Raw genomic sequence first — 13,030 nt, forward strand, 5'->3', positions numbered from 1 at the left:
TGTCAGCGTTCCAGGTGCGCGGCAAGCTCTTTCATCCAATCGAGGAATGCCGGCGGGCCGTCGAACTGGACGCCGTCGACAGCAGCCACTTCCGGTGCAATGTCATCGCCCTTGACCACCAACGCTTCTCCACCCGAGGCAAGGACAGCAGCAAAGGCAGGTAGGTCACCACGGTCGTCGCCCGCGTACGCGACGACGTCGACGCCTGCGGTGGCGATCGCGCGAAGGAGGCCTGTCCCCTTGTCCTCCTCAACGGGTGGACGCAATTCTTCGACCAACTTGCCGGGCTCACGCCGCAACCCGGTCCGGCTCGCGATTTCTGTCGTCGCTGCTTCCACCAGGCGCTGCGCGACCGCTCGATCCGCGGCCCGACGCCAATGCACAGCCACCGCAAGGCCTTTGCTCTCGACGTGGATGCCAGGAACTGACTGAGAGTCGAACAGGCGACGCAGTTCGGCTTCTGCTTCGGCGACGGCATCACTGAACGCAGCGACGGCCGGAAGCACTTCGATTCCGTTCTCCGTCCAGGTCTCGACGCCGTAGGAACCCATGAGAACAACCGAATCCAGACTCAGTCGTTCTCGCAAGAACGACGCCGGCCGTCCCGAGAGCAAGCCCACCACGCCGAAGTGCCTCGACAAAGTCGCGAGCACCTCCTCGGCACCGGGCAGGAGCGCACTGGCCGACGGATCGTCGACGATAGGTGCAAGCACGCCGTCGAAATCCATCACCAGCCCACACCGAGCTGGATCGGACGTGAGTCGGAGGATGACGTCCGAAGCGGTTCGCATGGTTCGAGTGTGCCAAATCGATCGCACCCGCATAACCAACACCGGATCAGAATGTAATCTCTGCCACTTCGTCCAGGTTGTCCGGAAAGCGCAGGGTGAGCCGTGTCCACTCCCCTCCGGCGCCGCTTCTCTCCGATACAGTTCTCACGACGCTTACCAACTGGGGGGTAATGATGAGCGAATTGACTGTCGTCACTGACGACATCCGAAGGTACGGCTCGACGTCGGCCGAAGCTGCAGGACACATCGCGCAGGCCGCCGCCGTCGATCTGGGCGCCAACATCGCGACAGTCGCACCAGCCGTCGGTCCTGTCGGCATCGAGTTTCTCGCGGCATTCGCGCGCGCCCAGGCAACTCACACCAAAGATGTTGCAGCACTGGCGACCTTCTACGCCGGCAACGCAGCAACGGCGAGTGCAGCCGCTCAGGCCTACGACACCACAGATCTTTCAACCGCGTCAGATCTCGCCGGCATCGCTGGATCGACGGACGTGACCGCGTGAACAGCGATCGCGTCGACACCGATCGCATGAACACCGAAGACGACTCGACGACGGTCCTCGAATTCCTTCAAAGTGGTGCTCCGGCCCCGGCATTGCCGAACAACACGGTCGAATCGATGCTCGCCGGCATACCGGTTCCGGCATTACCCGGAATCGAAGATCTGTTCGCGCCGTTGATCGAACTCGGGAAGAGCCTCGGCACCGGCACTTTTGCCGGCACCGATCCCGTCGGCATCTTCAACCAGGCGTCCACTCTCATCGACCAAGCCATGGGATTGTCCCAAAGGGCGGTCGCCGAGGTGGGCCAGACCTGGAACAGCACCGGCAGTGAAGCCGCGACCGAACTGTCGCGATCCGCCCAGAACAGCGGCGCAGAATTGAGCGAACGCGGAACCGCGATATCGAAAACCGCTGCTGCCGCCGCGGAATCGGTGCAGCGAGGCAACGCGAATCTCGCGGCGATCGCGCAGTCCTTCGCGACCACGGTTGCAGCTGCTGCACCGATCGCGTGGACACCACCAGGACAGGCGATGCTGATTGCCTCCGCAGCCGAACACATGCAGGCAGCCGTCGCGGCGGTGACACAGACTCGCGGGGAAATGCTCGGGCACACCGCTGCCATGAACGCCCTTGCCGGGTCGATCCCCGTGCCGACTCCACCGATCGGTGAGGCTCTCGCCAACCTTGCCACTCCGGGGGCGCTCGCCGACGCCGCCCGTCAGATCGCCCAACCTCTGGCGGCATCAGCCGCGTCGGCATCGCCGCTGTCTGGATCGCAGCTGTCTGGATCGCAGCTGTCTGGATCGACCGATGCCGGCGACGCACCGTTATCCGCGCACTCAGGAACCGATGCCGTTCGGACCGCGGCAGCGCAGGCAGGCGCCGGACTTCCGACCGGCGTCGACAAGCTGTGGGGCGCAGGCAATTCGTCGACGTCACTCGCAGCCGGCGGGTCGCCGTCGCCCAGTGCGACAGCGAGCTCCGGCGGAGCATGGGTGGGTGGAAGCGGCACTACCGGTGGAACGATGAGAGGCGCAGCGGGAGTTGCTGCAGTTCAACCGGTTCCGGTAGCAACGCCCGGCCTGGGTGCACCATCTTCGGCGGTCGGCAGTAGCGGCATATCGCCGGGCGGCATGATGGGCGGCGGTCCTCGCGGAACGCGGGACGACGAGTCGTCACGCACGACTCCGGGGTATCTCGTCAGCGCCGGTGACGAAAACTCGATGGTCGACGATCTACCGATGGTGTCACCGCCCGTGCTCGGTGCCGAGAATCCCGATCAGTACCTGTTCCGAGATCTCTGATCGGGACTCCCCGGCCGGGGCGGCATTACAACCTCAAACGAAGCCCAACTCCCGTACCGCCGCACGCTCCTGCTCCAATTCGCTGACGGACAGGTCAATCCGTTCGCGTGAGAAGTCGTCGATCGCGAGATCCGGAACGATAGCGAATTCACCATCGGCACAGGTCACCGGGAAGGACGAGATCAATCCTTCGGGCACCCCGTAGGAACCGTCCGAACAGACGGCCATGGATACCCAGTCGTCCTCGGCCGTTCCGATCACCCAGTCACGGACGTGGTCGATCGACGCGCTGGCCGCACTTGCCGCAGAGGACGATCCACGCGCAGCAATGATGGCGGTGCCTCGCACCTGCACAGTCGGGATGAAATCGTTCTCCACCCAGTCTCGGTCGTTGATCACCGCGAGCGCAGGCTCACCCGCGACGGTCGCGTGGGACAGGTCCGGGTACTGCGTCGCCGAATGGTTTCCCCAGACGGACACCTTGCGCACCGACGACGCACGAACGCCGGTCTTCTTCACCACCTGCGCAATCGCTCGGTTGTGGTCGAGGCGCGTCAGCGCACTGAACCGAGTATCGGGTACATCCGGCGCGTTGTTCATCGCGATGAGAGCGTTGGTGTTGGCCGGGTTTCCGACGACCAGCACCTTGACGTCCGAGGCTGCGTTGTTGTTGATCGCCTTCCCATGCGCTGTGAAAATAGCGCCGTTCGCGCTCAGCAAGTCGGCGCGCTCCATCCCCTTGCTCCGCGGACGTGCACCGACCAGCATCCCGACGTTCGCGCCGGAGAAGGCGACATCGGGATCGTCGGTGATGTCGATGGAGCTCAGCAAGGGAAATGCGCCGTCTTCGAGCTCCATCGCTACGCCTTCGGCAGCGGACACGGCGGCGGGAATCTCGAGCAGTCGAAGTTTGATCGGTACGTCAGCGCCGAGCATCTCCCCCGCAGCTATGCGGAAAAGCATGCCGTAGGCGATCTGACCCGACGCTCCGGTCACCGTGACGGTTACGGGCGCAATACTCATTGCCGACTCCTCACCTGCCGTTTTCACGACTGTCCGTTCTACAACGCTGTAAGAACGGTTTCCACGCTAGTCGAGTAATCCGGCCACTTCGTGGTCTGTCAGTGTGGTTCTCGGCACTCGTCCCTCCGCCGTCACGAGTTCGACGGCGCGGTAGAGCGGACGCTCGGCCAGTCCGGCGCCGCGGGCTTCGGCACGCAACTGTTCGATCAGCACCGAGGACAACGCGGCAGCCGGTACCAACTCACTGGCCGCCAGGGCGTCGGCGAGCTTGCGGAGTGCAAGGATCTCTAACTCGCGCCCGCCCCCTGCCGTGTAGAGCGCCAGCGGTATTCGCACGGTGGACCGACCGTCGCCGAGTGTCAGGCTGACCTCGCTGATCCGGCCGGATCGCACCGTCAACGCCGCCGTGAGCACCTCGGCCACGTCGACGTCGTTGGTGCGAAAACCAGCTTGTGCTCGAATCCTGTTGCCATACAGGGTGATATGCCGGCGCAGCGTCATCAGAATCGCCAGTGACGTCGGAACCGCGATGACGGCACCGACGATCACTCCGACCGTCACCGTCGAGAACACACTGACGATCAACCCGACGACCACACCGAAGACCACAACAACAACGGCGAACTTCTTCAGCCGCGGCGCGATCAACGCCACGGGAACCAGATCGAGCGAAACCGGTTCAGCCTCAGTGCTCAACGAGATCCCCGAGCTTGTCGACAACTTGGTCGAGCGGCACCGTCTCCTGCTCACCCGTCGCCAATTGTTTGACAACGACAACGCCCTCCTCGAGCTCGCGCTCGCCGAGAACCAACGCGACTGCGGCGCCCGAGCGATCGGCCGCTTTCATCGAGCCCTTGACGCCACGATTTCCGTACGCCAGGTCGACGCGAATCCCATTGGCACGCAACTGGTGTGCGATCTTCACCAGTGCCGCCTTCGCCTCGGCTCCCATCGGTACACAGAAGACGTCGACACGTGCCGGTGGCGCAACCGACTTACCCTCGGCCTCGAGCGCGAGAACCGTGCGGTCGACGCCGATTCCGAACCCGATCCCCGAGAGCGGCTGTCCGCCCAGCTGTTCCATCAGTCCGTCGTAACGACCACCACCACCGATTCCGGACTGCGCGCCCAGTCCGTCGTGCACGAATTCGAAGGTCGTCTTGGTGTAGTAGTCGAGGCCGCGGACCATGCGCGGGTTGACGACGTAGGGAACTCCCAAGGCGTCGAGGTGCGCTAGTACCTCGTCGAAGTGCGCCTTGCAGCTCTCCGAGAGGTGATCGAGCATGAGCGGTGCGCCGGCCGTCATCTCGCGTACATCTGGGCGCTTGTCGTCGAGCACCCGAAGCGGGTTGATCTCGGCGCGTCGACGCGTGTCTTCGTCGAGCGGGAGTGCAAAGAGAAACTCCTGCAGCAGTTCGCGGTACTGCGGTCGGCAGGTGTCATCGCCGAGAGAGGTGATTTCGAGGCGGAAGCCGTCGAGCCCCAACGACCGGAATCCGGCGTCGGCGATCGCGATGACCTCAGCGTCGAGCGCGGGGTCGTCGATCCCGATGGCCTCGACGCCGACCTGCTGCAACTGGCGGTAGCGACCGGCCTGCGGGCGCTCGTAGCGGAAGAACGGGCCCGCGTAGCTGACCTTGACCGGCAACTGTCCACGATCGAGGCTGTGCTCGATGACGGCACGCATGACACCGGCGGTTCCCTCGGGACGCAACGTCACCGAACGGTCACCGCGATCGCCGAACGTGTACATCTCTTTGCTGACGACGTCGGTCGACTCGCCGACACCGCGCGCGAACAGGCCGGTGTCCTCGAAGATCGGCAATTCGATGTGGCCGTACCCGGCCAACCTGGCGGCGCGCGTCAAACCGTCACGAACGGCGACGAATTCGGCTGACTGCGGCGGAACGTAGTCCGGAATTCCCTTGGGTGCAGAGAAGGTGCTGGCTTTACTCACGAGAGGTACTTTTCCTTATTTCTGTGCGCTGAGTCCAACGAGAAACGGGTTCGAGCTTCGCTCGGCGCCGATCGAACTGTTGCCACCGTGCCCGGGCAGGACCACGGTCTCGTCACCGAGTACCAGTAGCTTGCGGGCGATCGAAGCGAGCAGCTGCTCGTGATTTCCGCCTGGCAGGTCGCTGCGCCCGATGGAACCCTGGAACAGGGTGTCACCTGTGAACGCCAAGTCCACGGGCCCGCTCTCGGTGTTCGCCTGGGTGCGGAACACCACCGATCCCTGCGTGTGCCCGGGTGTGTGGTCCACGACGAACGTCATTCCGGCCTCGGTGATCTTGTCTCCGTCGCTCAGTTCGATCACCTCGTCCGGCTCCACGAACGTCATACCCTGAATGAATTCCTTCATCGTCGGGCCGATCCCCCGTGCCGGATCGCTGAGCATGTAGCGATCCTCGGGATGGATGTAGGCGGGCACGGAGTACCGCTCACAGACCTCGCGGGCCGACCACACATGATCGAGGTGACCGTGGGTCAGAAGTACTGCATTGACCGACATGTCCTTGGAGTCGAGATATTCGAAGAGCGGCTCGGCTGCATCCTGACCCGGATCGACGACTACGCATTCGCACGCGTCGTCCTGAGCGAGTATGTAGCAGTTGGTTTGGAACATCCCGGCCGGAAAACCAGTGACGAGCACGGGGGCAACTCCTCTTCGAAGGGTGGAAACGAACAACACGCTGTCGGTTACAGCCTAAGCTGCTGCCCCGCCAGTAAGTTCTCAGGTTGCAATGGGAGACTCTGACGACGAGTAGAGCCGCTTGCCGAAGCCGACCCCAGGGTGTCGCTCGGCGGGCCGACCACGATCCACCCGCGATACGGAGGACTACAGCAGTGCCGAGTAACGAGCAACGCCGCGAGGCGGCGAAACGCAAGCTCGAGCGTCAGCTCGAACGTCGCGCAGAACGTGCCCGCAAGCGCAAGCAGATGACGATAGCCGGAACTGCGCTCGGCGTGGTCGTCGTAGTCGGTGTCGTCGGTGGACTCATCTGGTTCAGCAATCGCAGTGACGACGACGCGAACACCACCAACACTGCTGCCGACGATTCGAGCCTCACGCCGCAGACCGCGGGTGCAATGCCGGCCGGTCTGTCGACGCCGCTGGCCGACACGGTTTCCTGCTCGTACCCGGCTGACGGCGCTACCGCGTCCAAGGCCAACAACCCTCCTCGTACCGACGGGATTCCCACCACCGCGCCGGACGCGACGCCGAGCATCAGCGTCGAGACCTCGCAGGGAAACATCGGGCTCACGCTCGACGGAACGAAGTCTCCGTGCACGGTCAACAGCTTCGTGAGCTTGGCGCAGCAGGATTACTTCAACGACACCACCTGCCACCGCATGACGACGAGCCCCTCGCTCCAGGTGCTGCAGTGCGGTGACCCGTCGGGCACAGGCACCGGCGGACCGGGCTACGGATTCGACAACGAGTTCCCCACCACGGCGTACGCCACCACCGACCCGGCAGCGCAAGAGCCCGTCACCTACGCGCGCGGCACGGTTGCGATGGCCAACACCGGGGCACCCGGTAGTAACGGCAGCCAGTTCTTCCTCGTCTACGGCGACTCACAACTCCCGCCGCAGTACACGGTTTTCGGCACGATCGACGAGACCGGTCTCGCCACTTTGGACAAGGTCGCGGCCGGCGGATCGACACCAGAGGGTGACGGCAAGCCGAATCTGACCACCGACATCAAGACAGTAAGGCTCGACTGATGCGACGTAATCCTGTGATGCGCTTTCCTGTAGTTATTGCCGCTGCAAGCGCCGCAGCGCTGCTTCTGGCTGGTTGTTCCAGTGATTCCGGTAGCTCGGACTCGCCGTCCAGCACCTCCAAGGCGAAGACGACAACGGCTGCCATGCCGCCGCTCGACATGTCACAGTTCGACGCACTCCCGCCTGTCCCGACTCCGGCGTCGGCGACTGTCGACTGCTCGTACCCGAGCGCGGCGGGCGCTGCAAAGACCGTCAATCCGCCGAACTCCACGGGCGTGTCCACCGAGGGAACCGTCAACGTCGCGCTCACGACTACGGCCGGCCCGATCGGGATGGAACTGAATCGCGCAGCAGCCCCCTGCACTGTCAACAGCATCGTGAGCCTGACCGAGCAGAAATTCTTCGACGACACCCCGTGCCATCGACTCTCGACGATGCCGGGTCTGCAGATTCTCCAATGCGGCGACCCGTCGGGTAAGGGCACCGGTGGACCGGGGTACCAGTTTGCAAACGAGTACCCCACGACCACATACGCTGGGAACGACCCGGCGCTGTCGCTGCCGGTCGTCTACCCCCGTGGCACTCTGGCGATGGCTCATTCGTCCGTACCTGACAGCAACGGCAGCCAGTTCTTCCTCGTCTACGAGGATTCGATGCTGCCGCCTGACTACACGGTCTTCGGAAAGATCGACGACGCCGGCCTGGCGACGATCGAGAAGATCGCAGCCGACGGCGACGACGGAGGCATGGGCGCAACCGGTGGCGGCGCACCCAACACCCCGATCACCATCGAGACTGCAGTAGTCGCCTAACCGACTGTGCGCCTTTATTAACCGCCCGCGGTTAATAAAGGCGCACAGCAGTTTACGAAGCAGAGGTCACGCGGTAGACGTCGTAGACGCCTTCCACATTGCGAACCACGTTGAGCACATGACCCAGATGCTTCGGGTCACCCATCTCGAAGGTGAACTTGCTGATCGCCACTCGGTCACCTGAGGTGGTGACCGAGGCCGACAGGATGTTCACCTTCTCGTCGGCTAACGCCTTGGTGACGTCGGAAAGCAACCGATGACGGTCGAGCGCCTCGATCTGGATCGCGACCAGGAACACCGACGTCGCTGAGGGCGCCCATTCGACGTCGATGATTCGCTCGGACTGATCGTGGAGCGAGTTGGCGTTGGTGCAGTCGGTACGGTGCACGCTGACCGCCCCGCCGCGCGTGACGAAGCCCAGAATCGAATCGCCCGGAACCGGCGTGCAACACTTTGCGAGTTTTGCCACCGTGCCGGGTGCTCCGGGAACCAGAATTCCGGAGTCGCCCGTGCTGCGGGTGCGCACCGGCATGGTCGACGGCGTCGAACGCTCGGCCAGTTCCTCCTCGACGGCGCCGACGCCGCCCAGATGAGCAACCAGTCGCTGCACGACGTGGTGCGCCGACACCTGGCTCTCGCCTACCGCCGTGTACAACGCCGAGACGTCGGGATAGCGAAGTTCGTGCGCGATCGTGCTCATCGATTCGGCATTCATCAACCGCTGCAACGGAAGTCCCACACGGCGGACTTCCTTCGCGATCTGATCCTTGCCGGACTCGAGCGCCTCTTCGCGGCGTTCCTTCGCGAACCACTGACGGATCTTCGCCTTGGCACGCGGCGAGACGACAAACGTCTGCCAATCTCGGCTCGGCCCGGCGGTGGCAGCCTTCGACGTGAAGACCTCCACCACTTCGCCGTTTTCGAGAGTTCGTTCCAGCGCGACCAGTCGGCCGTTGACCCTGGCACCGATGCATCGGTGCCCGACCTCGGTGTGCACCGCATACGCGAAATCGACGGGAGTCGATCCGGCAGGCAACGTGATCACGTCACCCTTCGGCGTGAAGACGAAGATCTCCTTGACCGCGAGGTCGTAACGCAACGATTCGAGGAACTCCCCCGGATCGGCCGCTTCACGTTGCCAGTCGAGTAGCTGACGCATCCACGCCATGTCGTCGACCTCGGCGATGTCGCCCGCGTGTTTGCCCTTGGTCTCCTTGTACCGCCAGTGCGCGGCGATACCGAACTCCGCGGTCCGGTGCATGTCCTGGGTCCGGATCTGGACCTCCAGGGGCTTGCCTTCCGGTCCCACGACGGTGGTGTGCAGTGACTGGTAGACGCCGTAGCGCGGCTGTGCGATGTAGTCCTTGAAGCGTCCGGCCATCGGCTGCCACAGTGAGTGGACAACGCCGACCGCGGCGTAACAGTCACGCACTTCTTCACACAGGATGCGGACGCCGACCAGATCATGGATGTCGTCGAAATCGCGGCCCTTGACGATCATCTTCTGATAGATCGACCAGTAATGCTTGGGCCGGCCTTCGACGATGGCGTTGATCCGCGAGGCGGACAGAGTCGAGTTGATCTCGGCGCGAACCTTGGCCAGATAGGTGTCACGAGAAGGCGCGCGATCGGCGACCAGTCGAACGATCTCGTCATACTTCTTCGGGTGCAGGATAGCGAACGAGAGATCCTCGAGTTCCCATTTGACGGTCGCCATTCCAAGTCGATGTGCAAGTGGCGCAATGACTTCGAGAGTCTCTCGCGCCTTACGTGCCTGCTTCTCGGGCGGCAGGAATCGCATCGTGCGCATGTTGTGCAGACGATCCGCAACCTTGATCACGAGCACGCGCGGGTCCCGCGCCATCGCGATGATCATCTTGCGGATGGTTTCGCCCTCGGCGGCGGTGCCCAGAACGACCTTGTCGAGTTTGGTGACTCCGTCGACGAGGTGAGCGACCTCGTCACCGAAGTCCTTGGTCAACTCTTCGAGTGAGTACCCGGTGTCCTCGACGGTGTCGTGCAGCAGGGCTGCGACGAGGGTGGTGGTGTCCATACCCAACTCGGCCAGAATGCTTGCGACGGCCAACGGATGCGTGATGTACGGATCGCCGGACTTGCGACGCTGGCTCGAATGTCTGTCCTCGGCGACGTCGTACGCACGCTGGAGCAGCGCGAGGTCGGCCTTCGGATACAGCTCACGGTGGAGGCTGACCAACGGCTCGAGCACCGGGCGGATGGTGGCGTTGCGCTGACCGGTGATGCGCCGAGCAAGCCGAGCGCGCACCCTACGGGAGGCGGAAGCGGGCACGGCCAGGTTCTGCCCACCCCGATTGCCGGCAGTTTGCGCAGATCCCGAATCGTCGGGCACCGCGGACTTCGATGGTGTCGTCTCCGGAGCCGGATCTGCACCCGTCTCCTGCGACACTGCACCCGAGTTCTGTGATCGATCAAGATTCGACGTCATGTCGCCACCTCCTACCACCGAGTTGGTTGAGGCAACCGCCCTGCATCGGGTAATTGCCCTGGAGGTCTAACTCGACCCCCAGGAGACAACTTTAATACTCAGACCTTCACCAGGGATGTCAGTGGGTACTTCAAGAAGCGATCTCGACCGCGCAGTTCCTCGATCTCGAGCACCACTGCGACGCCGACGACGTTCGCTCCACCCAACTCAACCAACTGTACAGCCGCCTCGAGTGTCCCTCCGGTAGCCAGAACGTCGTCGATCACCAGAACATTCCGCCCGGTGAGATCGAAGCCGTTTGCAGGAATCTCGAGCGTCGAAGATCCGTACTCGAGGCTGTACGAACGAGATAGCACCGGCGGCGGCAGTTTGCCGACCTTCCGCACGGCCACCACCCCAGCACCCATCTTCGCAGCCGCGCCGGCACCGAGCAGGAACCCGCGAGCATCGACGGCGGCAATCGTGTCGGCGTCCGGAGCACAGGCGACAAGGGCGTCGAGCACAGCCCCGAACCCCTCGGCGTCGGCGAACACCGGAGTCAGATCGGCGAACCGAACCCCGGGCCCGGGAAAGTTGTCCGCCCAACGGGTCAGCCGAACAACGGCGTCTCCGGCAGCCCGGTGGATTGCGATCAATTCTTCAGGCGTGTGCAAGGCAACACCATTCGAGACGCTCATCTGCGTAATACCCATCTGTCCATGTTCCAGCCGGTAGCGGCCCGAGTCGGATTGACCAACACTGCCGACATGCCTGGAGCTACAGCGACAGTTCGTAGTTGATTGAACAGTGGAATCGTAGGCACCTGTGTCCACAGGATGTTCTCCGCCTCCACCGAGAGTCCCAATTGCGCACTGGTGCTCGCATCCACGTTCAACTGATCGATGATCTGATCGATCCGTGCATTTCCGTACGTACCGAGGTTTGCGCCGTTGCCCGATCGCAACGCTCCGCGCGCGTCGATCATGCTCGCTGTTCCGCCTGCCCCGACTTTGCCTGCCATGCCGGAAAGCACAGCGTCGACTCCCCCGGACTGCAGACTCGCAGGATCGAAGCTGTCGGTACTCGCGTCCTCGATCGTGATTCCCGCCGGAGCACACGCGGCTTTCGCTTCAGAGACGATCTGCGCCCGCACCGGGTCCGGTGCGAGGTACCCGACCCGGACGGTCAACTGGTCGAGATCGGCTTCCGACAACGACGTCTTCGCGGCATCGACGTCGGCATTGGCGTACCGGTCACCGTCGACCGCAGCGGCGTCGCTGTAAACGAGTGAATCCGGCGCCATCAGTCGCGAATCGACCACGCCGGAACCCAGACCAGCCTGCGGCGCGTTATCCGTCTGCCCGAACTTCTCGAACAGAGTTGTCCGCGGAACACAATGCGCGAACGCTCGACGGGCGGCTTCGTCGCCCAGCGAACCAGACGTCGCGAGAACGAACTGCTCGATCGACCGCGACGGAATCTGTTGGACGTCGAACCCGGACGGAGTACCGAGCTCGCCGGCCGACCCGGAAGCGACGTCGACGACCTCGATCGAGTTCTTGTCGAGATCCTCGGTCAGATTCACACCACGTGGCCAGACGACGATGCGATCGGTCGCGGGCTTGTTGCCCCACCACCGCTCGTTCGCGACCAGCACCAGGCCGTCGTCGGCGCTGTACGAGTCGATTCGATACGGACCAGCGGAAGGCAGTACGGAGGTGTCCACCTGACCTGGAGTCAGGTTCCACCCGGTGTTCCAGAAGTCGGCGATCTTCGACAACGCTTCGGTGTCACCGGCATTCACCGCGCTCACCACGTCGCCGACTCCGGCGCGCTGCGTCACGATGTGTGAAGGCATCAATGCAGTCGCACCGAACAACGATCGCCAATCGGTGAACGATCGTCCGGGTTTGAAGAAGACAGTCGCGTCCTTCGACCCGCTCTGGCAGTCGATCCGGTCGATGTCCGCGTAACCGAGATTGTTCGCCGTGTCGAACATGGGCTTCGCAGCACCATCGACGTCTTTGGTGAACTTGCCACTCGACGCCGCCCAGGTGAGAACCAGATCGTCACAGGACATCGGAATCCCGTCGGAGTACACCGACGCCGGATTGAGCTTGTACGAGACCGTGAGCACGTCACCGGGCAACTCCGACGCCGTTCCGATGTCGGTGTCCGACACAGGTGCTCCGGCCGGGCCGGTGAACGTGAAGCCGGGAAGCACCCGGCCGAACGCAGCCATCGCCCCGGACACCGATCCAGCTGTCGTGTTGGCGTTGTACGTGGAGATGGAGTTGTCGATGGCATATCCGATGGACGGAACCTGCTCGGCGCTTTCCGAGCAGGCCGCCAACGAACCGGCAGCCACAGCGGTGGCCGCAACGAACGTCATCGATCGAACCAGTGTGCGTGTTCTTGGGAGCAT

At 63.4% G+C, this 13,030-nt stretch carries 12 protein-coding genes; 4 read left to right on the forward strand and 8 right to left on the reverse strand.

The genetic code is table 11. The features are described 5' to 3' along the window. Nucleotides 1-2: 2 nt before the first annotated feature. Nucleotides 3-791: a trehalose-phosphatase gene (otsB, locus tag CPI83_RS15370; RefSeq protein WP_019748315.1), complete on the reverse strand. Its 789-nt coding sequence runs from the start codon at nt 789-791 to the stop codon at nt 3-5. A 173-nt stretch (nt 792-964) separates the two neighbouring features. Here otsB and CPI83_RS15375 point away from each other — a divergent pair, with 173 nt between their 5' ends. Both CPI83_RS15375 and CPI83_RS15380 read left to right on the forward strand, forming a co-directional pair. Continuing rightward, nucleotides 965-1,294, forward strand: a complete 330-nt coding sequence (locus CPI83_RS15375; protein ID WP_232816756.1) for a type VII secretion target — start codon at nt 965-967, stop codon at nt 1,292-1,294. Continuing rightward, on the forward strand, nt 1,291-2,598 hold the full coding sequence (locus CPI83_RS15380) for a hypothetical protein (protein ID WP_069146529.1): 1,308 nt from the start codon (nt 1,291-1,293) through the stop codon (nt 2,596-2,598). Before CPI83_RS15375 ends, CPI83_RS15380 begins: the two co-directional genes overlap by 4 nt. A gap of 33 nt (nt 2,599-2,631) precedes the next feature. On the opposite strand, the gene CPI83_RS15385 is transcribed toward CPI83_RS15380, so the two are convergent. The 4 genes from CPI83_RS15385 to CPI83_RS15400 all read right to left on the reverse strand — a co-directional run bounded on the left by CPI83_RS15385 (nt 2,632) and on the right by CPI83_RS15400 (nt 6,274). Then, nucleotides 2,632-3,621: a malate dehydrogenase gene (locus CPI83_RS15385; RefSeq protein WP_019748312.1), complete on the reverse strand. Its 990-nt coding sequence runs from the start codon at nt 3,619-3,621 to the stop codon at nt 2,632-2,634. Nucleotides 3,622-3,687: 66 nt separating this feature from the next. After that, a complete protein-coding gene (locus CPI83_RS15390) occupies nt 3,688-4,317 on the reverse strand; it encodes a hypothetical protein (protein WP_020969537.1) in 630 nt (209 codons plus the stop codon). Then, nucleotides 4,307-5,578, reverse strand: a complete 1,272-nt coding sequence (hisS, locus tag CPI83_RS15395; protein WP_097387394.1) for a histidine--tRNA ligase — start codon at nt 5,576-5,578, stop codon at nt 4,307-4,309. Before hisS ends, CPI83_RS15390 begins: the two co-directional genes overlap by 11 nt. A gap of 15 nt (nt 5,579-5,593) precedes the next feature. Beyond that, the gene (locus tag CPI83_RS15400; RefSeq protein ID WP_019748309.1) at nt 5,594-6,274 is read right to left on the reverse strand and encodes an MBL fold metallo-hydrolase; all 681 of its coding nucleotides are present in this window, start codon (nt 6,272-6,274) and stop codon (nt 5,594-5,596) included. A 194-nt stretch (nt 6,275-6,468) separates the two neighbouring features. Between CPI83_RS15400 and CPI83_RS15405 the strand changes: the two genes are divergently transcribed. Beyond that, a complete protein-coding gene (locus CPI83_RS15405) occupies nt 6,469-7,350 on the forward strand; it encodes a peptidylprolyl isomerase (RefSeq protein ID WP_047888380.1) in 882 nt (293 codons plus the stop codon). A gap of 17 nt (nt 7,351-7,367) precedes the next feature. Then, complete coding sequence (locus CPI83_RS15410) at nt 7,368-8,162, forward strand: peptidylprolyl isomerase (RefSeq protein ID WP_097387395.1); 795 nt, start codon at nt 7,368-7,370, stop codon at nt 8,160-8,162. 52 nt (nt 8,163-8,214) lie between these two features. On the opposite strand, the gene CPI83_RS15415 is transcribed toward CPI83_RS15410, so the two are convergent. The 3 genes from CPI83_RS15415 to CPI83_RS15425 all read right to left on the reverse strand — a co-directional run bounded on the left by CPI83_RS15415 (nt 8,215) and on the right by CPI83_RS15425 (nt 13,030). After that, a complete protein-coding gene (locus tag CPI83_RS15415; protein WP_029255290.1) occupies nt 8,215-10,626 on the reverse strand; it encodes a RelA/SpoT family protein in 2,412 nt (803 codons plus the stop codon). 98 nt (nt 10,627-10,724) lie between these two features. After that, the gene (locus CPI83_RS15420; RefSeq protein ID WP_029255289.1) at nt 10,725-11,258 is read right to left on the reverse strand and encodes an adenine phosphoribosyltransferase; all 534 of its coding nucleotides are present in this window, start codon (nt 11,256-11,258) and stop codon (nt 10,725-10,727) included. A gap of 41 nt (nt 11,259-11,299) precedes the next feature. Then, nucleotides 11,300-13,030, reverse strand: a complete 1,731-nt coding sequence (locus CPI83_RS15425; protein ID WP_020969532.1) for an ABC transporter substrate-binding protein — start codon at nt 13,028-13,030, stop codon at nt 11,300-11,302.

Origin of the sequence: Rhodococcus sp. H-CA8f, assembly GCF_002501585.1 — a bacterium.
In the GTDB taxonomy this organism is placed as follows: Bacteria; Actinomycetota; Actinomycetes; order Mycobacteriales; family Mycobacteriaceae; genus Rhodococcus_F; species Rhodococcus_F erythropolis.